The sequence below is a fragment of the Psychrobacter sp. UBA6291 genome (assembly GCF_002439405.1).
Taxonomy (GTDB): Bacteria; Pseudomonadota; Gammaproteobacteria; order Pseudomonadales; family Moraxellaceae; genus Psychrobacter; species Psychrobacter faecalis.
The window spans coordinates 1-26,384 of record NZ_DJUD01000061.1; the positions used below are offsets into that span (position 1 = coordinate 1).

The 26,384-nt window shown below is 43.9% G+C and carries 26 protein-coding genes and 1 pseudogene; 16 read left to right on the plus strand and 11 right to left on the minus strand.

All coding sequences use genetic code 11. The features are described from left to right. The first annotated feature begins 175 nt into the window (after nt 1–175). The 5 genes from B3R91_RS10325 (at nt 176) to B3R91_RS10345 (ending at nt 4,275) form a co-directional block, all read left to right on the plus strand. Nucleotides 176–673, plus strand: a complete 498-nt coding sequence (locus B3R91_RS10325) for a low molecular weight protein-tyrosine-phosphatase (protein ID WP_102077558.1) — start codon at nt 176–178, stop codon at nt 671–673. 143 nt (nt 674–816) lie between these two features. After that, nucleotides 817–1,965 carry a UDP-N-acetylmuramate dehydrogenase gene (murB, locus tag B3R91_RS10330; RefSeq protein WP_286797539.1) on the plus strand — a complete coding sequence of 383 codons (1,149 nt, stop codon included), beginning with the start codon at nt 817–819 and terminating at the stop codon, nt 1,963–1,965. Beyond that, complete coding sequence (locus tag B3R91_RS10335; protein WP_286797540.1) at nt 1,955–2,731, plus strand: YdcF family protein; 777 nt, start codon at nt 1,955–1,957, stop codon at nt 2,729–2,731. Before murB ends, B3R91_RS10335 begins: the two co-directional genes overlap by 11 nt. 172 nt (nt 2,732–2,903) lie before the next feature. Further along, nucleotides 2,904–3,143 (plus strand): cbb3-type cytochrome oxidase assembly protein CcoS, encoded by a 240-nt coding sequence (gene ccoS, locus B3R91_RS10340; RefSeq protein WP_198327827.1) that lies wholly within the window; start codon nt 2,904–2,906, stop codon nt 3,141–3,143. A gap of 169 nt (nt 3,144–3,312) precedes the next feature. Further along, nucleotides 3,313–4,275 (plus strand): sulfite exporter TauE/SafE family protein, encoded by a 963-nt coding sequence (locus B3R91_RS10345; RefSeq protein WP_286797541.1) that lies wholly within the window; start codon nt 3,313–3,315, stop codon nt 4,273–4,275. A gap of 108 nt (nt 4,276–4,383) precedes the next feature. Here B3R91_RS10345 and B3R91_RS10350 read toward each other — a convergent pair whose 3' ends face one another. Together B3R91_RS10350 and B3R91_RS10355 are read right to left on the minus strand one after the other, a co-directional pair. Beyond that, nucleotides 4,384–5,538: a DEAD/DEAH box helicase gene (locus tag B3R91_RS10350; RefSeq protein ID WP_068405376.1), complete on the minus strand. Its 1,155-nt coding sequence runs from the start codon at nt 5,536–5,538 to the stop codon at nt 4,384–4,386. A gap of 221 nt (nt 5,539–5,759) precedes the next feature. Then, nucleotides 5,760–5,975, minus strand: coding sequence for a cold-shock protein (locus B3R91_RS10355; protein WP_068405185.1), 216 nt, complete (start codon nt 5,973–5,975; stop codon nt 5,760–5,762). Between the two features lie 510 nt (nt 5,976–6,485). Between B3R91_RS10355 and aroQ the strand changes: the two genes are divergently transcribed. Together aroQ and B3R91_RS10365 are read left to right on the plus strand one after the other, a co-directional pair. Then, on the plus strand, nt 6,486–7,019 hold the full coding sequence (gene aroQ, locus B3R91_RS10360) for a type II 3-dehydroquinate dehydratase (protein ID WP_286797542.1): 534 nt from the start codon (nt 6,486–6,488) through the stop codon (nt 7,017–7,019). Nucleotides 7,020–7,186: 167 nt separating this feature from the next. Continuing rightward, nucleotides 7,187–8,488, plus strand: a complete 1,302-nt coding sequence (locus B3R91_RS10365) for an ABC1 kinase family protein (protein ID WP_201590922.1) — start codon at nt 7,187–7,189, stop codon at nt 8,486–8,488. Here the strand turns inward: B3R91_RS10365 and B3R91_RS10370 are convergent. Then, nucleotides 8,485–9,315 (minus strand): ion transporter, encoded by an 831-nt coding sequence (locus B3R91_RS10370; RefSeq protein WP_068405178.1) that lies wholly within the window; start codon nt 9,313–9,315, stop codon nt 8,485–8,487. The genes B3R91_RS10365 and B3R91_RS10370 overlap by 4 nt on opposite strands. Nucleotides 9,316–9,671: 356 nt before the next feature. On the opposite strand from B3R91_RS10370, the gene B3R91_RS10375 reads away from it, so the two are divergent. The 4 genes and pseudogenes from B3R91_RS10375 to B3R91_RS10390 form a co-directional block, all read left to right on the plus strand. Continuing rightward, nucleotides 9,672–10,421: a YebC/PmpR family DNA-binding transcriptional regulator gene (locus tag B3R91_RS10375; protein WP_102077564.1), complete on the plus strand. Its 750-nt coding sequence runs from the start codon at nt 9,672–9,674 to the stop codon at nt 10,419–10,421. Between the two features lie 243 nt (nt 10,422–10,664). Next, nucleotides 10,665–11,006, plus strand: coding sequence for a FeoA family protein (locus tag B3R91_RS10380; RefSeq protein ID WP_286797544.1), 342 nt, complete (start codon nt 10,665–10,667; stop codon nt 11,004–11,006). A 108-nt stretch (nt 11,007–11,114) separates the two neighbouring features. Further along, nucleotides 11,115–11,291 (plus strand): FeoB small GTPase domain-containing protein, encoded by a 177-nt coding sequence (locus B3R91_RS10385; protein ID WP_144296260.1) that lies wholly within the window; start codon nt 11,115–11,117, stop codon nt 11,289–11,291. Continuing rightward, nucleotides 11,281–11,664: pseudogene (locus tag B3R91_RS10390) on the plus strand (nucleoside recognition domain-containing protein); the annotation flags it as partial. The gene B3R91_RS10385 and the pseudogene B3R91_RS10390, both read left to right, overlap by 11 nt. Nucleotides 11,665–11,845: 181 nt before the next feature. On the opposite strand, the gene B3R91_RS10395 reads toward B3R91_RS10390, so the two are convergent. Both B3R91_RS10395 and ftsY read right to left on the minus strand, forming a co-directional pair. Then, complete coding sequence (locus tag B3R91_RS10395; RefSeq protein WP_286797547.1) at nt 11,846–12,418, minus strand: methylated-DNA--[protein]-cysteine S-methyltransferase; 573 nt, start codon at nt 12,416–12,418, stop codon at nt 11,846–11,848. A 62-nt stretch (nt 12,419–12,480) separates the two neighbouring features. Next, entirely contained in the window at nt 12,481–13,392 is a 912-nt protein-coding gene (gene ftsY, locus B3R91_RS10400; protein ID WP_223808455.1) for a signal recognition particle-docking protein FtsY, read from the minus strand. Nucleotides 13,393–14,221: 829 nt separating this feature from the next. Between ftsY and B3R91_RS10405 the strand changes: the two genes are divergently transcribed. The 3 genes from B3R91_RS10405 (at nt 14,222) to B3R91_RS10415 (ending at nt 17,653) form a co-directional block, all read left to right on the plus strand. After that, nucleotides 14,222–14,374 carry a hypothetical protein gene (locus B3R91_RS10405; protein WP_190295458.1) on the plus strand — a complete coding sequence of 51 codons (153 nt, stop codon included), beginning with the start codon at nt 14,222–14,224 and terminating at the stop codon, nt 14,372–14,374. Nucleotides 14,375–14,485: 111 nt separating this feature from the next. Beyond that, entirely contained in the window at nt 14,486–16,048 is a 1,563-nt protein-coding gene (locus tag B3R91_RS10410) for a M16 family metallopeptidase (RefSeq protein WP_286797548.1), read from the plus strand. A gap of 165 nt (nt 16,049–16,213) precedes the next feature. Further along, nucleotides 16,214–17,653: a M16 family metallopeptidase gene (locus tag B3R91_RS10415; protein WP_286797549.1), complete on the plus strand. Its 1,440-nt coding sequence runs from the start codon at nt 16,214–16,216 to the stop codon at nt 17,651–17,653. A gap of 98 nt (nt 17,654–17,751) precedes the next feature. Here B3R91_RS10415 and B3R91_RS10420 read toward each other — a convergent pair whose 3' ends face one another. After that, nucleotides 17,752–18,729, minus strand: a complete 978-nt coding sequence (locus B3R91_RS10420) for a D-Ala-D-Ala carboxypeptidase family metallohydrolase (RefSeq protein WP_286797550.1) — start codon at nt 18,727–18,729, stop codon at nt 17,752–17,754. A gap of 275 nt (nt 18,730–19,004) precedes the next feature. On the opposite strand from B3R91_RS10420, the gene rodA reads away from it, so the two are divergent. Next, nucleotides 19,005–20,147, plus strand: a complete 1,143-nt coding sequence (rodA, locus tag B3R91_RS10425; protein WP_286797551.1) for a rod shape-determining protein RodA — start codon at nt 19,005–19,007, stop codon at nt 20,145–20,147. Between the two features lie 946 nt (nt 20,148–21,093). After that, entirely contained in the window at nt 21,094–21,714 is a 621-nt protein-coding gene (locus tag B3R91_RS10430; protein WP_102077360.1) for a septal ring lytic transglycosylase RlpA family protein, read from the plus strand. A gap of 173 nt (nt 21,715–21,887) precedes the next feature. Here B3R91_RS10430 and radA read toward each other — a convergent pair whose 3' ends face one another. The 5 genes from radA to B3R91_RS10455 all read right to left on the minus strand — a co-directional run bounded on the left by radA (nt 21,888) and on the right by B3R91_RS10455 (nt 26,306). Next, on the minus strand, nt 21,888–23,324 hold the full coding sequence (radA, locus tag B3R91_RS10435; RefSeq protein ID WP_068404223.1) for a DNA repair protein RadA: 1,437 nt from the start codon (nt 23,322–23,324) through the stop codon (nt 21,888–21,890). A gap of 288 nt (nt 23,325–23,612) precedes the next feature. Continuing rightward, nucleotides 23,613–24,323: an LPS export ABC transporter ATP-binding protein gene (gene lptB / locus B3R91_RS10440; RefSeq protein ID WP_190295467.1), complete on the minus strand. Its 711-nt coding sequence runs from the start codon at nt 24,321–24,323 to the stop codon at nt 23,613–23,615. Between the two features lie 205 nt (nt 24,324–24,528). Further along, nucleotides 24,529–25,017: a lipopolysaccharide transport periplasmic protein LptA gene (gene lptA, locus B3R91_RS10445; protein ID WP_180952567.1), complete on the minus strand. Its 489-nt coding sequence runs from the start codon at nt 25,015–25,017 to the stop codon at nt 24,529–24,531. Nucleotides 25,018–25,158: 141 nt separating this feature from the next. Further along, a complete protein-coding gene (lptC, locus tag B3R91_RS10450) occupies nt 25,159–25,743 on the minus strand; it encodes an LPS export ABC transporter periplasmic protein LptC (RefSeq protein WP_068404219.1) in 585 nt (194 codons plus the stop codon). After that, complete coding sequence (locus B3R91_RS10455; protein ID WP_201590940.1) at nt 25,740–26,306, minus strand: KdsC family phosphatase; 567 nt, start codon at nt 26,304–26,306, stop codon at nt 25,740–25,742. The genes lptC and B3R91_RS10455 overlap by 4 nt, the downstream gene beginning before the upstream one ends. Nucleotides 26,307–26,384 lie beyond the last annotated feature (78 nt).

The following is a 26,384-nucleotide window of genomic DNA, read 5'->3' on the forward strand; positions in this document are numbered from 1 at the left end:
TTTGTATATATTTTATTTAACTTTTTGCAACCCTATTGTTTACCTCTGCTCTTGCCATTCAATGTATTAACCGTTACGCTAGCCACCAATTCATTTATTCGATAACATGCTAAGCAACCGCATTATTATGCTGGTCTTGATGGCATGTTTTTTTGTTGTGATAAAAGGTCATTATATGCCAATCAAAGCGTCTACTCCTTCCTCTGTTCTAGTGGTTTGTTTGGGGAATATTTGCCGTTCACCGACCGCCGAAGAGATTTTCCGTCAGCAAGCAGCGATTGCAGGGCTGGCGATGAAAGTGGATTCAGCAGGTACGGGAGACTGGCATATTGGTCATGCGCCAGATGAGCGGGCACAGCGCCACGCCAAAGCCCATGGTTATAACATCAATAAGCTGGTCGCGCGTCAAGTGAGCGCTGATGATTTTCGTAAGTTTGATTTAATTTTGGCGATGGATGCGCAAAACTTAGCTGACCTACAAGCTATCAAAGACAGTATCAGCGATACAGATGGCAAGCTTGCCAAACTGGCATTATTTAGTGAAGAAGACCCAACTTACGGCGGCGACGATGTACCAGACCCTTATCAAGGGGACGCCGATGCTTTCGAAGAAGTGATTGAACGTATTGAATCCAGTTCGCAAGCTTGGATTGAAAGTTGGAAAACTGCTTAGTTTAATAGTTCTTAGCGCTAAATGTTTAACCACACTCAATAATAGTTAGCGATAAAGTGCTATATTTCTGCTACTTTTATGCCGCTCATCCTTTATAATAAACACCGCATGATTTTTTGTTTATTTGCCCTATAGGCTATGTTATGACCTCAGCTTTACGCCATGATTTCAGTGCTCAACCTGCGACGTCAACCAATCCTGCAGTGAATATATCGCAGGATAATTTAGTCGATTTGTCGCATAGCAATACCATGGCATTAGCATCTGTGGCAGAAGTGGTCGTCACACTAACGGATGAGGCACAGCTTGATGCCTTTATGGCAAATTATGAAAAAGAGGCAGCACCTACTAAGCCGTTATTCGTGCTTTCAGGCGGCAGTAACGTTTTATTGCCCGCACAGCTAAATGCGATTGTCTTACGACCACAGATGCGCGGTATTAGCGTGACAGCGCAGACAGACAGTTATGTCGATATCGAAGTGATGGCTGGTGAAAATTGGCACGACTTGGTCATGCATACGGTTGCTCAAGGTTGGTATGGTCTTGAAAATCTAGCACTGATACCGGGTTTGACTGGCGCGGCGCCGGTACAAAATATCGGCGCGTACGGTGTGCAGTTAGAAGACTGTCTAGAGTACGTACGTGCTTATCATCTCCCAACCCAAACTTGGCACCAGCTAACAGCAGCAGACTGCGAGTTTGGCTACCGCGACAGCCTCTTTAAGCGTGCGCCCAATACTTGGCTGATTACGCGCGTTGGTTTTCGTCTGCATACCGATCCCAGCAAAATCCTTGCCAGCTACGGTGATGTGCAGATAGTCGCGCAGCGCTATGCCGAGCAGCGAGGACGCAGCCAGCCCAATCCTGCTGATGTCATGCAGGCGATTATAGATATTCGCCAGCAGAAGCTACCCGACCCCAAACAGCTACCCAATTGCGGCAGCTTTTTTCAAAATCCTATTATTCCTCAAGCGCAATTTATAGCGCTAAAAGCCATCCATCCTACCATCGTTGGCTATCCAATGCCTGATGCCATGGTTAAGGTGGCAGCTGGCTGGTTAATTGAACAGGCTGGTCTAAAGGGGCATGGTTTAGCGCCAATACTCACCCATCAGCAGCAAGCGTTAGTGTTGACTAATCACAGCCCATATCAAGCGGCGCAAGCGGATGTGGCAAAAGCGCAGCAGCATATCGCTGACATTGTCTATGAGAAGTTTGCGGTTGAATTGGCGCGCGAGCCGGTTTGGGTAAATGCTGACGGCTCTATTGGATTTGATGAGCATGTTGTCTAAGCGATCATGGTCCAAGCGCTTATGGCGCTCTTACTTACGTTCAGCTGAGCGTATGATAAAGCTGTTTCGTATTATTAATGCCACTTTTTTGCTTGGCTCAACGGCCGTTATTCTCGTTCTTATCAGTTTGTTTACCCCGCTATTTTCGCAAGCGGTGGTTTATCTCTTATCGCATTTACCCTTACCAAAGATGCCACCTGCCGCCAAGAGTTCTCCGCCGACCGCTTATGTGGTGTTGGGCGGCGGCTTGACCAATGACAATAACAATCAAACTATTCTCAATAGTTATAGCCTTAATCGCGCTCGTACAGCAGCAACCGCCTATCATGACTTGCCGCTACCTATCGTCCTGAGCGGCGCCGAAGCGCCTTGGCTTGGTCAATGGCTTATTGACCATGGGATTGATGGGCTTATCAGCGAAAACGCCAGTATGAATACCTGTGAAAATGCGCGTTTTACTGCCAAGCGCATTCCTCTGTATCATGTGTACCTTATCACCGACAGCTATCACATGGCGCGCGCGCGCAGACAGTTTGCTTTAAATGGCATTAATAGCACGCCGATTAACGCGCCCTTACCGGTGCACCGTGATTGGATGGAACCAGCGCAAAACTTAAGCCATTCGCGGCGGGCAGTTTATGAAGTTGCCGCTTACTTACGTGATGTCATTCGTCCGCAAACAAACTGTCGCCAAGCAAATGATGTGACCTCGCAGCAACTATTAACCCCAAGGGGTAATGTCGCTAAAAACCCTACTGAGCAATAGCCAGCTGGCATTTACTGTTTTAGTTTTAGTTTTAGTTTTAGTTTTAGTTTTAATAACATTAGGTACCTACTATTGCCCCATTATCCACTGTCTTATTTTTGAACTTTATAGAACATTTATAACACTTGCAATAAGTGTATAATATAAGAAACTGCTATGAAAGAGGTTTGCCATGCTCAGTATATTTTTATTAATTCCTTTAAGTTTAATGCTGTTCGTGGTCGCTATCTGGGCAATACGCTATGCGGTTCGATCAAACCAATTTGAAGATTTAGATAATGCATCGCAGCGTATCATCTTGGATGATCGCCAAGAGCGTCGCCAAACCATTCAAGCCCATGAGCCTAACGAGCATACGCCTCAAGCTCCGCAAACCAATGATCCAGCAGACTCTAACAAAACCGATGATTGAATGCTAACGATGCACTGCGTGCTGATATCGTCTTTATCATGAAAATAGCTATCAATAAAACTCAATCCTTTAGCCTTTTATATCTCATTTATACCTGACTGTTTTTATCATTTTTTTAGGGCAAGGATAAAAGCAGGCTCACCCTTTACCATTTTTAGGAGAAACCCCCATGACCACAGCTTTGCTCGTTGCGGCATTACTAATGGGATTTTTAGGTTCACCGCATTGCTTAGGCATGTGTGGCGGTTTGGTCGCGGCATTTAGTTTATCGATGAAAGATGTCAGCCCTGCTAAGCGCCGTGCTTTGATAGCGACCTATCATTTCGGGCGCTTAAGCAGTTACGCATTTTTGGGCTTGGTTGCTGGACTTGTTGGCACCACTGTTTTAGCGCCGTTGATGACGGGCAATAGTATGCCTCGTATCTTATTGGGTTTGGTCTTGGTCTTTGTGGGCGTCACCATGCTTGGCGCGCCATTTTTAGCCAAACTTGAGCGCGTCGGTATGCGTTTTTGGCAATTCCTTAGTCCGCTTCGCCAAAAAGTATTTCCACTTAATACCTTCCCGCGTGCTTTAGCGGCAGGGTTATTATGGGGTTTTTTACCTTGCGGCTTGGTGTATGGTGCGCTACTTATCGCTGTCGTTGCTCATAACCCACTGGGTGGTGCTGCATTGATGTTTGTCTTTGGTTTGGGAACTGTACCGATGTTAGTGGCTACCCACGAAACGGTCGGTTGGCTACGTGAAAAAATTGGCCGTATGCGTTTAAGACAAATTAATGGCGCTATCATGGTGTTATCTGGCTTGGCGGTTGCTTTTGTTCCTATGCTAATGGCTAGCATGCATGGTGGCCACGGCGGCGGTAATGGACATGGTGAGCATGCTCAAATGAATCATGGCAGCCACGCCGCTATGATGGCCGATAGCAATACTTCCTCTGAAGCGACAACAGCGACCACCGCCCATCATAATATGAACAACATGCAGCACGAGATGACGCCCGCTATGAATGGCTCAATGCATGATATGCCACATGATGCAGATAACGCTATGAATCACAATATGCATAATATGACAGATGAGCAGCAAATGAATAGCCATCCTCATGAAGCTATGCCAGAAACTGCTCAATAGCAGCATAAAAAATATCATGACCCTATAAAAAAGCCCTTAACATCATGATGACGTTAAGGGCTTTTTTATGCAGCAATATTTATCAAAATAAAAGTTGTTTTAATAAAATCATTCCTGCCACTGCTGAAGACGAAACTTGGTATCCAAATGCTTCTCTAGCGCTGGGATATTAAAAGCATCGTCTTCGCTGACAAAACTGATACTGATACCGGTTTGTCCAGCGCGTCCCGTACGCCCAATACGGTGTACGTAATCATCTGGCTGATCTGGCAAGGTATAATTAATCACATGGCTGACATCATCCACATGAATGCCGCGCCCCGCCACATCGGTTGCCACCAACACAGAAGCATGTCCATCTTTAAAGCGTTGCAGATATTTTTCACGCTTTTGCTGAATCACATCTCCTGATAACATGACGATTTTATGCGCTTGACGCAGCTTATGATACAAACGCTTCACTTGGTCTTTACGGTTGGCAAAAATTATCACCTTCTCTACTGTCTCATCAGTGATGAAACGCTCGACCGCGGCGAGCTTTTGATCTTCGGTTAATAAGTAAAAATGTTGATCGACCAATTCACTGGTTTTATGTTCAGGCTCAATTTCTACAAATTCTGGCTCATGTAACCAGCGATAGGCAAGATTCATCACATCTTGGTTAAAGGTGGCAGAAAACAGTAAGCTTTGACGATCAGTATTCGGCGGCATACGACCAACCAAGCGTTTGATATCTGGGATAAAACCCATATCGAGCATACGATCCGCTTCATCTAACACCAACACTTCCACGCGATCGAGATAAACCATGCCTTTATGCATTAAGTCAATCAAACGCCCTGGAGTCGCAATTAAGATATCGACATATTGGCGCTCAAGCTCATGCTGCTGAGTTTCATAATTGGTACCACCCATGATACAAACGCTGTGAAGCGAAGTATATTTGGTCAGAGCAATACAGTCATCAAATATCTGCTGGGCAAGCTCACGCGTTGGCGCCATAACAACGGCTCTTGGCTCGCCCAAATAGCGTTTTTCATCGGCAGCAAAGGGGCGCTTAAGCAGTGCTTCCATAATAGTCAATAAAAACGTTGCCGTCTTGCCAGTACCGGTTTGCGCCTGTCCGATAGCGTCTTGATTTGCCAATGTATGCGGTAATATCTGTGCTTGAATGGGTGTCAATTCAGTAAAGCCTAAATCATTTACAGCTCGCAAAGTGGCACTTGATAACGGCAAATCGGTAAACGTCTTAAAAGTACTCAAAAAAAATATCCTTTTGTATAATTTGCCTGCCATTAATAGCATATCTGCGCTAAGCAGACAAACAATAAAACAAGCATGCATAAAAAAGCCAAGCCTAACATCTAAACTTACCAAATATGCTGCGTTTTATTCAACATAGGCAAGACAGACGGGCTTGACTTAGTAGTATATCAGTAGTTTGTAACGACATTATAGCCAAACGGCATTAATGTCGGTAGCGATTACTCTTCTACTTTTCTGACTTCTTCAGCTTGCAGGCCTTTTTCGCCTTCAACCACACTGAACTCGACTTTTTCGCCATCTTTTAAAGAGCGATAACCATCACCTTGGATCGCGCGGAAATGGACAAAAATATCTTCGCCGCTATCACGTTGAATGAAACCAAAGCCTTTTGAGTCATTAAACCACTTAACGATACCTTGCTCACGAGCTGACATAATATTACTTCCTAAAAAGTCACTTAACCCCAAATTCCTTTGCGACATTGCATATAAACGGGGTTGAAGATTATGAAATCAAAATGTAAGAGTACTACTTTACATACCATCATCGCCTCATAAAGCCTGTTATTACTCTCTTTATGAATCAGCGTATAGTAAATTCATCCTCACCAACATAAGCAGCTATCAAAATACTCTAAGCATTATATTATTTGCTTATATCAGCGCTAGCAACAAACAAGTAATATTTGTTGCGTAAAAAATATCATAGCATGGGTTTTTGGCAACATAAAGACTTTTCATATGATTTTTAGCCCTTATGGCAGTTTTTGCGGTTATTTTTATAACCATGCTGACAAACTGTTATGATAAAGGTCTAAAACATCGTATATTTGATGTATTTTCTTTCTTAAAATTTCAAAAAAGCACCGTCATAAAAGTACGGCGCCGCTTATTTTTAATAATAGCAACCCACTTACCTTAATAATTGTAGAGCCAACTATAACTATGACAACCACTTCTCAGCCAATAAAAGCAAATAGCAATCTACAACAAAATGATAAGACGTTGACGCACAAATTATTGCTGATCAATGGCGTTAATCTTAACCTACTTGGTAAACGTGAGCCAGAAATCTATGGCCATACGACCCTTGCTGATATTGAGAAAAACTTGATCGAGCGTGCCGCCAAATACGACATCGAGCTGATTTGTATCCAATCAAACCATGAGGGCAAACTGGTCGATGAGATTCAATATTATGGTCTTTTAGCAGAAACCGCTGTACAAGTAGATGCAATTATTATCAATCCTGCTGCTTTTACCCATACCTCAGTGGCGATACGCGACGCGCTATTGGCAACACAAAAACCCTTTATAGAGGTGCATTTATCCAACGTTCATGCTCGTGAGCCGTTTCGGCAGCATTCGTATTTAAGCGATATAGCCGTCGGCGTGATTTGCGGTCTCGGGCATTTGGGTTATCAGATGGCATTGGATTATTGGCTAACCCATACTTATGCTTTAAAATTAGACGGTTAACGTAGAGATTATGACTTTATCTATATAAAGAAAACGTCAAATAAGCACAAGACTATTAGCATTGAAGTTGCGATCAAGTTGCTTTTGGCACATTAGTCAAACAGCAATGATATGATGAAAGTAATAATATGAGCGCACGAAAAACAACCCACGATATGGTGATATGAATGGCAAAATCGTCCGGAAAACGCTTTATGAAACTCGCTGGCATGACCGCAAGTATTGCCGGTAAAGCTGCTAAAAACTCATTAAAGCACCTCTCAAGTGACGAAGAAAAACGTCTAGAAGCGCGCTCAGCGCTGATGCAAGACGTCGGTGTGCAAATCGCTGAAACGCTTGGTGAAATGAAAGGCGCGGTGATGAAAGTGGGACAAATCGCCTCCCAATATAAAGACGTGTTTCCGCCTGAAGTCGCGACCGCTTTAGAGAAACTCCAAAAAGACGCGCCGCCGATGCCTTATGGACAAATACGCGCGCAAGTTGAGCGTGAATTAAAAGCGCCTATTGCTGAGTTATTTACCCAATTTGAAGAAGCGCCATTTGCCGCGGCATCAATCGGCCAAGTGCACAGAGCGATTTTGCCCTCTGGACAAAGGGTGGTGGTAAAGGTGCAGTATCCTGATGTCGATGAAAACTGCGATAGCGATCTAAAACAAGTACGCATGGCGCTAAAAATAGCTGGCGTCCTCAATATGAGTAAGCAGTTACAAGAGCAGCTGTTTAATGAGATTCGCCAAAGTTTGCATGACGAGCTCGACTACGTTAAAGAGGCGCACAATCTACAGGTATTTGGCGCCTTTCATGCTGATGATGAAGGGCTAATTATCCCCAAAGTGATCAGTAGCCATTCATCCAAACGCATTTTAACTTTGACCGAGGAGATGGGTGAGCCGCTTACCGTCGCTGCGACATGGGATAACGACGTTAAGCAAAAAATCGCTAAGCGCCTGTTTCATTTTAGCGCCGGACAGCTATTTGGTTTATATCGTATGCACTGTGATCCCCACCCTGGCAACTTTGCTTTTCGCACCGATGGTAGCGTTGTGGCTTATGATTTTGGTGGTATCCGCAGTTATAGTGACAGCGAAGTACAATTATTTCGCCGCTTTGCTAAGCATGCCTTAAAAGGCGATGTGACCGCGCTTGAGCAAGACTTGCTTGCCCTTGATATCCGCCGCGATGATGATAAAGTTGTGCCGGGTGAATTTTATAAAGAGTGGTTAGAGATTGGACTTAAACCCTTATCCATAGAACCTTATCAGCAAGGTCCTTTTGATTTTGGCAGCAGCCAAACCCATCATGAAGCCATTGCCCAAATGCGCACGTCGTTAAAGTATTTTGGTCAGTTTCAGCCATCAGCAACGACGATGATGCTTGACCGTACCATTTCAGGTCAATATTGGAATTTGGTCAATCTAGGCGTGATTATCGACTTATCGCCACTGGTGGCAGAATACATAGACTACTAAACGTGCAATGCATGACCGCAGCGATCGCAGAAATCCGCTCCTACGGCGTGACCGAATTTGCCACAGTTTGGACAGGCAATCGGGTTTAGCTGTGGGCGCATGTTACGTGCCAGCTCGGCGGTAAAAATACCTGTCGGCACGGCAATAATCGCATAACCGGTGATCATCACCATCGATGCAATTGCTTGGCCGATTGGCGTTTTTGGTGACATATCACCATAGCCCGTGGTCGTAACCGTCACCACTGCCCAATAAATAGAGATAGGAATACTGGTAAAACCATTTTCCGGCCCTTCTACCACATAGACAACTGAACCAAAAATAGTCACTAGCAAAACGAGTGATAAGAAAAATACCGTGATTTTCTGTTGGCTGGTTTTAAGTGCTGAGGCAAGAAAGCCCGCTTGCTGCATGTAGGTATTGAGCTTGAGTACCCGAAATACTCGTAAGATACGTAGGATGCGAATGACGAGCAGATACTGCACACCGCCAAATACAAGGCTTAAATAGCTGGGTAATACTGACAATAAATCTACGATGCCAAAGAAACTAAACGCATAACGAAAGCGATTGGGCGCCGAAAACCACCTTAAAATATACTCAATGGTAAATAAAATAGTAAAAAACCATTCTGCATAACGAAATAGCGTACCATATTGCAAACGCATATATAGCACACTGTCGAGCATTACCACGGCCACACTGGCCAAAATCGCAATCAACAATACAATATCAAACAGCTTACCCAAACGGGTATCCGTGCCTTCGATAATGATATGAATGCGGTTACGCAAATGGGTAATGGCTTCGGCGGTTGGTTGTTTCATAAAGTCGGTATAGTCACAAAATCAATGGTTATAAAAAACCGAACGCTTTAAGCTGATATGGGCAAGCTAAGGTTGGTCAAAATGCGCTAAAGTGGTTTATAATACTGCCAATATTTTACTAGCGGTTTTCATAGTCTCAGACAGTAGCCGCTCAAAACAAAGAAGATATCAGTGTAGCAAAAAAGTGCGACAAACGACATACATATCGCTAACTTGCCGATAGGTCTATTACACTGTATTAACCGCACAATCATATAATAACAATACCTTATCAAGTATAAAAAGTTGTTAACAAGGCATAGCCTACTAACTTTTTATACGCACTATAAACAACCCGTAAAACGTAAGGACGTCATATGGCAGGCCATTCAAAATGGGCAAATATCAAACACCGTAAAGCCCGTCAGGATGCGGTAAAAGGTAAAATATTTACCAAGATTATTCGTGAAATTGTTTCTGCTGCCAAGCAAGGTGACCCCGACCCTGATAAAAACCCACGCTTGCGTGCGGTAATCGAAAAGGCTTTATCAGTTAATATGACTCGAGATACCATTAACCGTGCGGTTGCTCGTGGTACAGGCGGCGATGATAATGACAATATGGATGAAGTCAGCTACGAAGGCTATGGCGTCGGCGGCGTTGCGGTCCTGGTAGAAACCATGACTGACAATCTGAACCGTACGGTCAGTGAAGTGCGCCATGCCTTTACCAAAAATGAAGGCAATCTTGGTACCTCAGGCTCGGTCGCTTATCTGTTTACCAAACGCGGTGAAATCGTTTTTAACGATGTCAGCTTAGAAGAAGAAGTCATGCTCGCGGCTTTGGACGCTGGCGCGCTGGATATCGAAAACGATGGTGAAAGCTTGCTGGTTATTACTGAATGGGAAAATTTCGGTCGAGTAAAAGATGCGCTCAATGCAGCAGGGCTTGTCTCTGATAATGCCGAAGTCACTATGGCACCTGCCACCAGCGCTGAGATTGATAATATCGACGACGCGCTAAAAGTGATGAAAATGATCGATATGCTAGAAGATATTGACGATGTGCAAGAAGTTTATAGTAACGTAAGCTTTACCGATGCGGTCATGGCGCAGCTTGAACAGTAGCCTAATGTGTCTGAGCTTAGTCTAAGATTTACCAGCAAAAAACCTTGGCAAATTTAATTAGCTTACGTCAAAAACCATATTATCCTTAGCAAAAAATAAAAACCAGACAGTGTCATACTCTCTGGTTTTTTTTGTTATTTGCATCATCCTTTATGGGTATTGTATCGTCAATAAGCGAGGCATATAATTCGATTTTAACAGTAACAATTATCATTAACATATAAGAATGGATAAGGGTTCTTTATGCGTACGTCCCTTCTGCCCTCTTATCCAACCGCCACTGCCGTCAATATTCATACGCTTAACCCTAAAGCGACTCATCTATGCTCGTTACTCGACTTGGCTAAGCACCAGACTGCCATTATTAATGACATCGTCGCTAATGAGCGCTTTGGTGATATCGACGGCGTTAACAGTCAACGATTCAAAGATTTAGGCTTTCTGCCCAATACCACTATTCAAATCGTTGCCAAAGGTCTGTTTGGCAAGCCGCCTTATGCGGTGCAACTGAGTACCGGTGCGCAGTTTAGCTTACACGCCGATGAGCTCATTAAAATCAGCTGTATCGCTATAGATTCAAGGTAAGTGTTCAGTCTAATTTACTGACTTGCTCCTGACTTACTGTATTAAGGCTGCTGTAGGTTGTAGCACCTTAATGACTGATAACTTGATAAATAAGCGATGTCTGACTAAATGTCAAGTACGCAAACACAAGCCGAAACCCGCCCTATTAATCTTGCCTTAGTTGGCGCCCCTAATTGTGGTAAAACAGCCACCTTTAATGTGCTGACAGGCTCTAAAGCGAAAGTGGCCAATTATTCTGGCGTCACTGTCGATAAACGCAGTGCCATACTGCTTGGGCATGCTTGAGCATATGATTGAGCCAATTTTTGCGCCCATTGGTTTTACTTGGCAGATGTGTATTGCTTTAATCCCAGGGCTTGCCGCGCGCGAGGTCGTTATTGCCGCGCTTGGCACGGTATATGCGGTCGGTAGCATCGGCGATGAAGCGGTCAATCAGACGCTTATTCCTATTATTCATACGCAGTGGGGATTGGCTACTGCGTTTTCATTTTTGGCATTTTATGTTTACGCGCCGATGTGTTTGGCCACGCTAGCCATTATTCGCCGCGAAACCAATTCTTTGAAACAAACCATCGCCATAGCCAGCTATTTATTCGTATTGGCTTATTTAATGGCGTGGCTAACCTATCGGGTGACAGGACAAATTTTCGGATTTTAGAGAGGTAATGATGAGTACATGGGTCGAGTATTTATTGGTGTTTATGATGGTGGTTTTATCTATTTATTACGTATGGACCAAGGTGATATTTAAAAAGTCGAAGGATTGCAATGGCTGCGGCAAATGTTTTAAATAGCCAAAAAACTTATAGTCAGAATTTTTGGCTTAGTAAAGAAAAACCTTAGCGTTTAACCTCAGCCCCTTCGAGCGTCAGCAAGTATGTTTTTTTATCTAAGCCGCCGGTATAACCGCCCAATTTACCGTCGCTCGCAATAACGCGGTGACAAGGAATGATGATGCTAAAGGGGTTTTTGCCATTGGCATTGGCGACGGCGCGAAAGCCTTTAGGATTACCGACTCGCTGCGCCAGTGTGGCATAACTAATCGTTTCACCATACGGTATCTGTTGCAGCTGTTGCCAGACGCATTGCTGAAAATCAGTGCCTAAGCTTATGTCTAATGGCAAGTCGAATGCTTGACGCTTACCTTTAAAATACGCTGCTAATTGCTCAAGCGCTTCTAGAAGTAACGCCTCAGCAGGCTCGCTTTTGCTCAGGTTATTTTGAGCGATAAAGGTGAAATCCTCATCGACAAGCCCATAATGCTTTTTAAGCTTGGGAATAGATTTTGAGCTGTGCCAAGAATCACCCACCTGCAGCCAATTGACTTCGACCAGCTTAGGGCTGCTATGCTCATGCGTACTGGCAATCAACGCCAACTGGTGCGACTCAACCGCTGCGATGGTGACTATCATTATTCCTTCCTCTAAACACTCATAATTTTGACACTTACTTATTGTAAAAAACCTATAGAGCGCTATTCTTTATCGTCAGTCTCAAATAAAGCGGCGACAAACTGTTTTGGACTAAAGGCGCGCAAATCATCAATCGACTCACCGACCCCAATATAACGAATCGGCACATCCGTAGTTTCAGCGATATTGAACACCACACCACCTTTCGCCGTACCGTCTAGTTTGGTAATGGTAATACCGGTTAATGGCACGACTTCATTAAATAACTCGACCTGATTGATGGCGTTTTGACCCGTGCCAGCGTCGAGGACAATCATGCCTTCATGCGGCGCGCTTGGATCAGCTTTACGCATCACGCGCACGACTTTTTCAAGCTCGGCCATCAAGTGGGTTTTATTTTGCAAGCGCCCTGCCGTATCAGCGATTAACACGTCGATATTTTTTGCTTTGGCAGATTGCATGGCATCAAAGATAACAGAGGCGCTATCAGAACCATGACCTTGAGCAACGACAGGAATGTGATTGCGCTCACCCCAAATTTGTAGCTGTTCAGTCGCCGCGGCACGGAACGTATCACCAGCCGCTAACATGACGGACTTTCCTTCACCTTGCAGCCGCTTAGCAAGTTTGCCAATAGTCGTCGTTTTACCAACACCATTGACCCCCACTACCAAGATAACAAAGGGCTTTTTACTGGTATCGATGACTAATGGCGCAACTTTTGGCGTTAAGATATCGACCAGCTCAGTTTGCAGTGCTTTATATAATGAATGGGCATAAATCAAATCGCCACGGGCAGTTTGTTCAGTCAGGCTCTTAATAATACGATTGGTTGCATTGACACCGATATCAGCCACCAACAGCTGGTCTTCCACTTCTTCTAAGAGCTCATCGTCAATCTCTTTACCACCGATAAGGATACTAACCATCCCTTCGGCAAGATTTTTACGTGACTTACTCAGCCCCGTCTTCATGCGATTAAACCAGCTGCCTTTTTTCTTATTTTCCTCAGTCTGTTCTGACTGTTGCGATTCTTCTGGCGCTGTTGTCGGCTGCTGTAACTCAGTTTTTGCTTTATCAATAGCGCTGCTATCATTATTTTTAGAGGTGACGCTCGCACTATCGCCCAGATGATCTTGCAGAGGCATCGTAGGAATTGAAGTTGTAGACTGCGACGCAGCAGTATTTGTAGCACTTTTTGCCGTTGTTTCTACAGTACCCTCTATAGTATTTGCAGCAGGGCTTTGTTTTTCTTTCTCAATAATCGGCGTCGCTAGTGGTAGCTCTGCCGCTGTATCGGTAAGTGAAGTATCTTCAGACTCATCGATGATAGGCACCGATTGCGCTGGCAGACTGGGTAAGGTAATATCATCGTCATCCAAATCATCAAGACCGCCGTCGAGGTTGATGACCACACGATTGCTATTATTGGGATTATTCATAAGCTTGCCCTAAAAGTTATCATTATCAGTAGTTTTTAAAATGATGTGCCGCCCGCCTTTGGTGTTTAACGGACGATTATTTTTAGCCTAGTTTAGCATAATTCAAGCGGCGCTTAGCCTTTAGCATCGCAGAGCATGGTTAAATTATAAAAACCCATAAATTCATAGTAAAAACGTTTAGTAATTAAGAATAACCTTCCTAATGATAGGTTTATAAATCTTATAACTAGCTAAGCAAGTTTCGCTTAAGGTTTAGACACAAAAATCTGACCTTTAATAAGCCAAACTTCGCCTACCCTTAGCATGATTATACCACCCTATTTCATTTGCTTTTTTTGTCCACTTATATTGGAAATGACCTATGTTATCACTATCGAACGATTATAAAAAAATGACCCAAATGGGCGCCGCCTTGCTTGTTGCTACTATCGCGTTGTCTTCAACTGGCTGTAGCACTACACAAGAATTTAAACCGACTGCTACCGTCATGGTGGGAGCACACAAGTCTTTATAATAGCGTTATGTTTGTCATAAATAGGCATATTCATCTAAGCATAAACATGCACCATTCTCATTTTATCACTCAGTCACTTATCAGCTACCTTTTATATAAGTAGAACCTATCATGCCCTCACCTTTACCTACTATCTCTTTACGCTTTGCCTGCGCTTTAGCGATGGCGACCACCCTTGCGGCTTGCCAAACCAGCGCAATTTCTTCGACAAATGAAGTTGCTACGACTAAAAATGCCGCAACAACACAGGTAGTGAATAAAAATCAAACGCTAGAAAATACCGAACAATCTTCAGCATTGACCATGGATATGTCTGGTCGCCATGAATACCAGCTTGAAAATGGCTTAAAGATAGTGGTCAAAGAAGACCACCGCGCGCCTGTGGTCATGACCCAAATTTGGTATCGCGTCGGCTCAGCAGATGAACCTCTCGATAAAGGCGGCATATCACATGTGCTTGAGCATATGATGTTCAAAGGTACCGCTGATGTATCAAGCGACGATTATGAGCGTTTGATTGCCAAATTTGGCGGCGTCAATAATGCCTTTACCAGTTACGATTTTACCGGTTATTACGAGCTATTTCCTGCCAATCGCTTGCCGTTAGCCTTAGAGCTAGAAGCAGATCGCATGACCAATTTGGTCTTTGATGATAAAGCGTTTGCCAAAGAGCATCAGGTAGTAATGGAAGAGCGTCGTCAGCGTACGGATGACAATCCGATTGCCAAAGCTTATGAGTCATTTCGCTTGCTGGCAATGCCAAACAGTCCGAAAGGCGAATCGGTCATTGGCCCTATGAATGAGCTAGCATCAATCACCCTTAGCGATTTAAAAGACTGGTACAAAACATGGTACGCACCCAATAATGCCACGTTGGTTATCGTCGGCGATGTCGAGCCAACCGACGTATTAGCGCAGGTCAAACGCTATTTTGGGGAGCTAAAACCAAGCGCGTTACCTAAGCGTCCTATGGTCACACAAAAGGGTTTTCGCGGTTATCAGCAAGTAGAATCCGAGCAAGCGGTACAAGTGCCTGTTTTGCTGATGGGTTATAACGTGCCCAGTCTGGTAACAGCGGGCGCTAATAACGAGAAGCAAGCGTATGCGCTGTCACTTGCGCAAGATGTATTAGATGGTGGTCTATCCGCGCGGCTAGAGAGCAGGCTGGTACGCGAGCAAGGACTGCTGACCACAGTTGGTACGTCTTACGATTTGCTCGATCGCGGCGATGGGCTGTTTTTGATACAAGCAACCCCGCGCGAAGGCGTCAGTTTAGCGCAGGCACAACAAGCCATTATCAATGAGATTAATAAGCTATCAACCGACCCAATTGCTGCCGATGAAATCGAGCGCGCCAAAACCAATACTGTCACCGGCTTGATATACGCACAGGATAGCATGGAAGGTCAGGCGCGTATGATTGGCTCGCTGCAATCTATCGGTCTTGATGACAGGTTACTGGCCAAATTGCCAACCAAGCTTGATAGCGTAACCATTGCAGATATCCAAGCGGCAAGTAAAAAGTATTTGGTCAAAGAAAATTTAACGGTCATGCATATCATCCCGCCTAAAGAAGCTGCTGCTAAAGATAACGTTAGCCAAAATAAGATAAGCAAAGATGCCTTTAGTAATAAAAATGCTGCTACCAAAGAAACGGCAAGCAAAGCTAAATAACATCAATGTGCTATCCAATTACCTTGGCAAAAACCCAATACTGATGACCTTATGAATAAGAAGAAAGACATGACTCAAACACCTTTTCTCAAAAAAAATAAATTTTCATCTCATTTTAAGCAGCTCCCTTATGTAAGTGCTTGCGCCTTCTTTGGCATAATAAGCTTGACTACTATTGCGCAGGCAGATATGGCAGGCAGCGAAGATGCTCGTACGCCAGCTGCTGCAGTCGATACCAGTGCGCCTATTGCTGCTCTGTCTAAGCTGAGCAGTCTTGAAAATGCCAAACCTTTAGAAGTCACGGTGCCAGACATACAGAGCTTTAAGACCAAAGCCGGTATTCCTGTGCTTTTCGTGCCGACCACTACCTTGCCCATCGTCGATATTGATTTGCGCTTTAATGCCGGTAGCGCGCGTGATGGTAGTATCAGTGAATCAGGCTTTGGTATCGCCAATATGACCGCGACAATGCTTGAACAAGGCTCCAAACGCTTAGATGAAAACGCGTTCACGCAATCGGTCGAAACCTTGGGTATCAGTTTAGGTAGTAGCGCCTATAAAGACATGTTTATTGTCTCATTGCGTAGCTTATCTGATGATAAACATCTACTGCCTGCGGTTGACTTGATGACGCAAATGCTTACTGAACCAAGATTTGATGAGCAAATCTTAGCCCGTAATAAAGCACGCTTATTGGTCGGTTTACAACAGCAAAAGCAAGACCCTGGCAGTCTTGCCAGTATCGCCTTTAGTAAGGCATTGTATGGCGACCACCCTTATGCGCATCCATCGGTTGGCACGCTTGAAAGCGTTCCTAATATTGATAGAAAACAGCTAATTGATTTTAAAAATCGCTATCTAGTCGCTGCCAATGCGTCGCTTGCCATGACGGGTAATTTGACTTTGGCACAAGCGAAAAATTTGGCGGAAGAAATAACGGCAGACTTGCCAGCGGGTCAAGCGGCGGCGGCCCTGCCCGAACCAAAGCCACTAACCCAGCCTCAACATATTCATATTCCGTTTCCTAGCACCCAAACTACGGTATTGATGGGACAACTGGGCGAAAAGCGTGCCACCGACCCGCAAGCGCAGCAAAAGCAAACCAACTTTGCCGTCGGTAATGAAGTGCTAGCAGGGGGCGATTTTAACGCGCGTCTGATGACCGAAGTCAGGCAAAACCTCGGCTATACTTATGGCATATCAGGTTCTATGAACCCGATGTTGGCGCGCGGTCCTTATCAAATTGGATTTTCAACCCGTAATGACAAAGCACGCGCAGCAATTGATGCAAGCCTAAATGTGATTAATGAGGCATTAGATAAAGGTATTACCAGCGATGAGATGAAATTGACCACGGATAATTTAAAAAACAGCTTTCCGATGGGATTTGCTAGTAATGCTGGAATCAACAGCTTAATTGGTATGATGAATTTTTATCAGCTACCTAACAGCTACTTGACCAACTATGTCAATCGCATCGAACAGGTTAAACTCTCAGAAGTCAACCAAACCCTGCGCGACACTCTAAAGCCTGATAACTTTTTGATCGTGACTGTTGGTGAGGTCAATCCATGGGATGAGAAGAAAGCTAAGAAAAAGTCGTAGCATCCATCGCTTATTTTTACAGACGCTTAAAAAATAGCTCAATAAAAAAGCTCAATCAGTAATCACTGGCTGAGCTTTTTTAATTGAAGAGACTGCTTTTAATAGCGGCAAGCGGAGCTGCTACTGGCATGATTAAAGCCCCATTTGCGATAACCATCGGTATCAAGATGAATAGCACCGGTAGAATACAGTCCTAAACCAAAGTTATGCGACTGCCCTTGATATTGCCAAAACTCGCAGAGACTATCTTGCATGCGACTTAGCTGCCATGAATTGCCTTCATATTCAGGCACCCAGATATCCATCGCGCCTGCGGTCATGTGCTTACTCGCACTCGCCCCGCCCGCGCAATTATTTAACCCCGGACTGCGATATACTGAACGTATCTCGGTACTGGCAGGTAAAATACCTTGGCGTTTTAGCTGACTATAAAGCTGCAAGGTCGGTACAATATTTGCCCATAACTCCTGCGGTGGTAGCTGATAAGGCTCATAACCACATTTATCCCAACTACGAGCGGTCGTCAACAGCTGAGATAAGGGCGGTACATTTCTTGCGCCGACGCGTGAGCTTAAATATTGTTGATAATTGGCCACTTGGCTTGCGCGGTAACTATTACTATTTAACCATACATTAAAATCCATACTGGTAAAATCGTTATAATTACTATTTCCAAAGTTATTATTACCGCTGCTATAACGTGGCGTCCCTCTATTGGTAATGACGCGTTTGTTTTCTTCTATCGATACTGCGCTATCGAAGTTAAACTCGCGCTGTTTTTGTTGAATCAGCCCTTGCATACTGTCGCCGCTAATACCATTTGACCGACGAGCGCCTTCACTCAAGATGGTTGCGCCGCCGCTATAGCTATTGCTTTGACTGCCATAACTGCTAGCGGGTGTGATATAAGCATTGCCACTATTATTGGTCGTACCACTGCCATGACGGATTTGGATGCGGCGCTCACTATTATCACTTATAATAGCGGCGTGCACAGAAATACTGCTGGCACAAATACCTAGGACGATAATAGGCTTATAAATGTGCCCATAAATAAATTTTTTTGTCTTTATCATTACCAGAAACTACCGCTAAAAACGTTTTATCGATACTATCAAATTTTAAGCAAGCAAGCTAAACTATCGCAGCGAATTGATGGTTACTGATTCGTTATTAACACTTATCCTTATAATGTTTATATTGTCGTTACTTTATTACGGGTAAATTATGGGTTTTGCTACCAAATTCTTAATTAAGCTGCCCGATAAACATTTTGCCCTCGCTGATTGCTTACTTATCGTTTGTCAAAGCAGACTTTTCTTTCACGCCAATTATCAGTCACATATCACCTATGCCTTCTAACCTCCAGTACCGTTTTTCTCGTCAAAGCCATCACTTTGGTCAAGGTCGTGCGCCGACGCTTTGGCAACGTATCCATATTGATCCGTGGCTGACCTTATTGCTATTGACCGTTTGTTGCATTGGCTTGACGATTTTATATAGCGCAGCAAGCCAAGACACTGATATGGTCATCCGCCAAGTCATCAGTTATGGCGTGGCATTTACGGTGATGTTTACTATGGCGCAGATACCGCCTAGCCTTTATCGTACCTTTACGCCCATATTTTATGTATTGGGGCTGATATTGTTGGTGTTGGTCGATATCATTGGCGAGGTGCGTATGGGTGCGCAGCGCTGGATTAACTTACCTGGTTTTGGTAGCGTTCAACCTTCAGAGTTTATGAAGCTTGGTATGCCAATGATGTGTGCGTGGTTTTTATCCAAACGTGACTTACCGCCTTCATTATCAAGTATTGCCATCACCTTAGCGTTAATTGTGGTGCCGGTATTATTAATCGCCAAAGAGCCTGACCTTGGTACTTCCTTGCTGGTCGCAGCCAGTGGCATTTTTGTATTGTTTTTGGCTGGTCTATCATGGCGCTTGATTGCTAGTGCAGCAGCATTAGCCGTACCATTGGTGGCATTTGCTTGGAACTTCTTATTACACGATTACCAACGTACGCGCGTTTTAACGCTATTCAACCCTGAAGCTGACGTCCAAGGGGCCGGGTGGAATATTATTCAGTCCAAAACCGCCATTGGCGCGGGCGGTCTGACCGGTAAAGGATATTTAGAAGGCACACAGTCGCATCTACATTTTTTACCAGAAGGTCACACCGACTTTATTATTGCCGCCTTTTCTGAAGAGTTTGGTCTGCTTGGCGTGATATTGTTGATGCTTATATATGCTTGCGTGCTTATGCGTGCTTTATATATCGCATTTTCGCACCCTGATGTTTATAGTCGATTGCTGGCAGGTGCACTTGCGATGTCTTTTTTCGTATATATTTTTGTCAATGTCGGCATGGTTGGCGGCATCTTACCCGTTGTTGGGGTACCTTTACCTTTTATCAGTTATGGCGGTACTGCTATCGTGACGTTAATGGCAGGTTTTGGCCTACTAATGTCAATTCATACTCACAAATCCAGCTAAGCCATAGCAGGTATTATTTACAATCTATTCACCTGTAAAGTTCATCTTTAATAACCAATATTACATTCGATAATCACGATAAACTTGGGTTTAAATGTCTATATAACTCCCTTATATAGACAGGGTTAAAATGGTACGTTAACAAATTTGCCTAGAAACTGAAGCAAAATGTGCTTGCCTAAGTAATCTAATGTAATAGCGAAATTGCTCAAATTAAATGAATATCTACTTTTTTAAGCCTTTCTTATTTGTCATTAATTCTCCATAAATTACTATTAAAACCTTAACTTTCTTGCTTTAGAAATAACCATAAGTTGTTGTTATTTATAGCTATTATTCTTCTTATGTTTTGGCAAAACCCAGATGAAGCCCTATTAGTGACCGATTAGTACTGTTAGGTTTTATTCCTTGTTTTTTACAAATAATTGCGTTACCCTCCTTTTATTGTAGTTTGATACACAACGCGTACATAGCTACTAAGAAAGATATCATTTAATTATATTGCAGTTGTAGCTCGTCCGTATAGTTAGCAAATTGTAGATTTTGGGCTTGCAAAGTTAGTACTTAATTAACGGTTTAATAACAAAGTAATACGCAACATACTTTAAACCCTTTATTAACTTAGCAATGTAAAAAAGTCCTTTATCGATTGGTGCAACCTTACTTTGGTTGTTTGATTACTATTTTTAACTATCATTTGAGCGTGTCATAAGTGGGTTTTGCGAGTCGTATATAACGATAATTCCCGAGCCACTTATGATGATATAAATGAAAATTACCATATGTTAGAGCTTATAAAAGCCCATATTTACTATCATCGTGATAAAACAGATAGATGATAGAGCGGCTTTCGAGTTTGCGGCACTGTTAGAGTGGTCTAATATTGTCTCGCTCCCTCTAAGAGGTTTTAGAGTTAGGTTCTAATGTATACGCTATAGAGGTATTTATGAATAAGCGTTTATCTGGTTTACTTACAATGTCAGCCGTTTTATTTGCTGGCTCTGCAATCGCTACTAATGCAAATGCTGTAGAATCAAAAACCTCCCTTGCAACGATTTCGCAAGATAACGCCTCCCGTATTGACCGTGTACTCGGTGAACTTAGTCGTCAACATGACGGCGCATCAAGCTTAGTTAAGTCTGCTCGTCAGCCTACTTCATTAGCCCTTAGCAGCTCATTGCTCGCCAGCGACACTGCCCAAGTATCTAATGATGAAGATGTTTTAGAGCGCTTAACGGCAGTCGCTTCTAATTCTGTAAGCAAATTCAAACAAACTGGTTTGGCTTCTTGGTATGGTCGTCAATTTCATGGCCGTAAAACTGCCAGTGGCGAAACCTTTGATATGAATGGCTTAACCGCTGCTCACCGCTCGTTACCCTTAAACTGCTACGTTAAAGTTACCAATAAAACCAATGGCAAAAGCGTCGTCGTTAAAGTAAACGATCGTGGTCCATTCCATGGTAACCGTGTGATGGATTTATCTTACGGTGCTGCCAAGCAACTTGGTATTACCAATAAAGGTGTGGGTAACGTCTCTATTGAGCGTGTTTCAGGTCCCTCTTCTTAAACCATTAACGTTTTAGACCATTCGCGGTTTAAACCTTTAACGGTTTTTTATCGAAAAGACTGCTTAACGTTAGTTTTAAAAAAAGCGCCTAACTCATTTAAAGTTAGGCGCTTTTTCGTTTTTAACGTTTAACGTTTAACGCTAAATAGTTAACATAGGATAGCTTTTAAAAACTATAACTCAAATGCGCTTTCAATCGCATCATCGAGACGCTCGACCGCGATGACATTGATACCCTTAAACTGCGGCGCATCTTTGGCAGGCGCATTGGCTTTAGGGATAATCGCGTGTTTAAAGCCGTGTTTCATCGCCTCCTTTAGGCGCTCTTGTCCGTTAGGAACCGGTCGAATCTCCCCTGATAAGCCGACTTCACCAAAAACGGCAAGTGATGAGGGTAAAGGCTTTTCTTTAATACTAGAAGCACAAGCCAATAGTACGGCCAAATCAGACCCGGTTTCAATCACCTTAACGCCACCAACGACGTTTACATACACATCTTGTCCGCTGGTATGAATACCGCCGTGACGATGCATGACCGCAAGCAGCATTGATAGGCGCTGAAAGTCGAGCCCTAAAGCCATACGCCTTGGTGAGCCTTGTGAGTCATCAACCAAGGCTTGTACTTCGACCAGCAGGGGTCTGGTGCCTTCACGGCTTACCATCACCACAGAACCCGCTACGGGCTTATCATAACGGCTTAAGAATATCGCTGAGGGGTTGGCGACTTCTTTAAGCCCCATATCGGTCATGCCAAAAATACCCAGCTCATTAACCGCACCAAAACGGTTTTTTACCGCGCGAATCATACGAAAGCGGGAATCGGACTGACCTTCAAAATATAAAACCGTATCAACCATGTGTTCGAGCACACGTGGCCCTGCCAGCGTGCCTTCTTTGGTCACATGACCGACTAAAAATAGTGCCGTGCCAGTTTGCTTCGCATAACGGGTCAAAATAGCTGCCGACTCACGAATTTGACTAACGCCGCCTGGGGCAGAATTAATGGCATCGGTATAAATAGTCTGAATCGAGTCAATAATAGCAATCGCCGGCTGCTCTTGGGTTAAAGCCGCACAAATGGTTTCAACATTGGTCTCCGCGAGCACACGTAATCTATCCGCTGGCAAATCTAAACGCTTGGCGCGCATCGCTACTTGGGCGAGCGACTCTTCACCCGTCACATACAGCGCGCTACCTGCCAATGAATCAGCCTTTGCCATGTTGGTCGCAGTTTGCAGCAAAATCGTCGATTTACCGATTCCTGGGTCACCGCCGATCAAAACGACCGAACCGGCCACCAGTCCGCCGCCCAACACTCGATCAAACTCACTAATGCCAGTGGGCAGGCGTGTATCTAGTGTCACGCTTACCGCATTGAGTGGCATGACCGCACTGTGTGTACCCGAATAATTGCCAGCAGGTGCACCCGCACTACGAGAAACCGCTCGGCTAGCATTCGCTTTTGCGCTACTCTTATTATGGTGCGGCATACTGACATTTGGTGCTTCTACCAAACTGTTCCATTCACCGCAGTCTGTACACTGCCCCGCCCATTTGCCAAAATGCGCCCCGCACTGTTGACAGACATAACTGCTTTTATTTTTTGCCATAACGTATGAACCTTATTGAACTGGTCAATCGAAAGTAATAAATCGCGAATAATAAATAGAATTCTAGAATGCTCTATACGAGCTTAAGTGTAAGACTAAGAGAAAGAATGAACGTGCCTTTTTTAATAACCAGGCATTAGATTATGAGAGATAGATAGCAATTTATAGTGGGCATGGATGTTAAGAGAAAATAGACAAATATTCGTTACACCCTACAATGATAAGATATTTGGCTAATGATTCAAACAAGGCTTTATACAGGCTCACCTCTACTAAATAGCGAAGTGCTTATACGCGAAAGTCTTTACCAAGATAGACAGATTTTACCAAATCATTCTCTAACACTTCACATGATGTCCCTTCCGCAATGATGGCGCCTTCTGAAACGATATAGGCTTTTTCGCAAATGGCGAGGGTATCGCGCACGTTATGGTCGGTGATGAGTACACCAATACCGCGATTTTTTAGGGTTAAAATAACATCTTTAATATCACTAACAGAGATAGGGTCAACACCAGCAAACGGTTCATCTAATAGGATAAATTTTGGATTGGCCGCCAAAGCACGCGCAATCTCGCAGCGGCGGCGCTCACCGCCTGAGACACTCATACCCAATGATTTGCGTACATGTTCTAAATGGAACTCGCCGATCAACTTTTCAAGCTCTTGACGCTGCTCAGCGGCACTTAACTCTTTACGAGTTTGCAGAATGGCTAAGATATTATCTTCAATGGATAATTTACGAAAAATAGAAGCTTCTTGCGGCAAATAGCCAATACCAGCACGCGCGCGCTCATGCATGGCATATTTTGATAAATCCATTTTTCCTAAGGTAACGCGACCCTTATCCATATTGACCAGTCCGACCACCATATAAAAGCTAGTAGTTTTGCCCGCGCCATTTGGTCCTAATAATCCAACAACTTGCCCTTGCTCAACAGAAAATGATACATCCTTTACCACCCAGCGTTTGCCGTAGCGTTTGCCCAAATTTTGCATTGTTAAACGGGCGACAGGCTCGGAGCTATTGGTTGCCGCTACAGAACCATTATTAAGCTCGTTGCTATGAACTTCGTTGCTATGAATTTCATTAGTCTTAACAACATTGTTTTTAATATCGCTCATCACTTACCTGTCAATTACTGTTAAAGTTGCAAAATTTTTAGTATTACTATCGCTTACTTTTATATTAAAAATACTGTGCTTAGCGTATGCTGCTTCGGTTGCTGCCGCTATTGGGCGGGAAGACCAATTCTACGCGCTGACTGCCACCAGCAGTTGCTTCTACATCGCCAGCTTTTAAGCTATAACGAATGACATTACCGGCAAAACTGGCGCCATTTTGTACCAATTTTGCATTACCCGTGAGCGTCACGATACCCGTGACCGCATTATAATCAATCTTATTGGCCTGCCCTTTTGCCAAGCCCTTTTCTTGCGTCACTACCTGCTGCATAGTGGCTGGACGGCCGGTGGCGACTGCCGAATTGATACTACGGCCTTGCGAGAGGTTGACCGTAATATCATCGGCGGTCATTTTGAACGTACCCTGCGTAATCACGACAGTACCTGAATAGCTGGTGATACCTGTACGTTCACTATAAGTAGCCTTATCCGCCAACAGCTTAATAGGCTGATTGGCATCTGATGGCAAGGCATGGCTGTATAACGGCAATGCTAACAACATTAGCATCGGTAGCGTTCGTAAACCTTGTGTTACTTGGATAGAGCGTGTCGATAGCAAGCGTAAAGTAGGCAAAAAAGTAGATTTCATAAAAGTTACTCGTATCATTATGGGTAGTGGCATTTGCAAACTTCCTGCTAGGTGCTGCTGTTAAAATAAAGCTTTATCTTGGCGTTTCGCGGGCGTAAATGCAACCGCGACTTGACCAAATTCATAGTCCCCAGTTTCAAGGTTGGCTTTCATGCTTGACGCCTCGAAGCGGTTCATCCCTTGTTCGACTTTTACTGGCGCATCACTATAGACTTGACCTGTTTTGGTATTGCCTTTTAAGGTAGTGCCCATGACTTTAATCGGCTCAATATCAGACTCGCCCGCTTTGCCTTCGCTAACTAAAGTAAAACCACCTGATAAGCTCATCTCACCTGTCTGTTGACTGATGGCAGCGCTGCCCGCTTCAACGCGGTAACGCTGCTCGTCTGATGGCTCCCAATTCATGGTGATGCCTTTCATCTCATCTTTATTGGTCACAGGATTATGGGTCAAGGATTCTGCACTCAGCTCGTACTCGGTCTCACCTTTTTCATTGGTCTGTACCGCCTTAATGTCAGTGGCTTCATAATCTACATCCGTCGGTTCCATACTAACGGGCGGCGTGATCTCCCCTTGCTGCTTAAAGAACCAGCCAGCAATCACAGCAATAATCAACGCCAAAACGATTAAAACACGAGTATTCACGATAAGTTATCCTCAGGTTTCGCTGCATCAAGCGTATAGTGCGCGATAAAATCTTGATAATGACCATGACCTTTTAAAATAAGATCACATATTTCCCGCACTGCGCCAGTACCGCCTGCACGCGTGGTCACCATATCACTGCGTTTTATCACCTCTTGATGGGCATTTGGAACAGTAGCAGCAAAACCAACGGTTTGCATCGCTTTAATATCCGGTAAATCATCGCCCATATAAGCACAATCAGCAGCGGTGATATTAAGCTCAGCATCAAGCGTCGCTAATAGCTCATTCAATGCAATCAGCTTATCATCGCGACCTTGGACGATATAATTGACACCCATTTCAGCAGCACGCTTGTCTACCATAGGACTGCTACGACCAGTAATAATAGCGGTTAAAATACCATAGCGTGCCAACGATTTGACACCGACACCGTCCTGTACCGAAAAGGCTTTGGTTTCAGTACCGTTGGCATCATAAATAATTTGACCGTTTGACAAGATACCATCAACATCCATGACCAATAACTTTACTTGTCCGGCCTTTTTTATTAAGTCTTGCATCAATTTTCTCTTATTAATGATTTTATTATGAGACGTATTCTTATTAAATACTCTTTTATTAAGGCTTTTTTAATATGT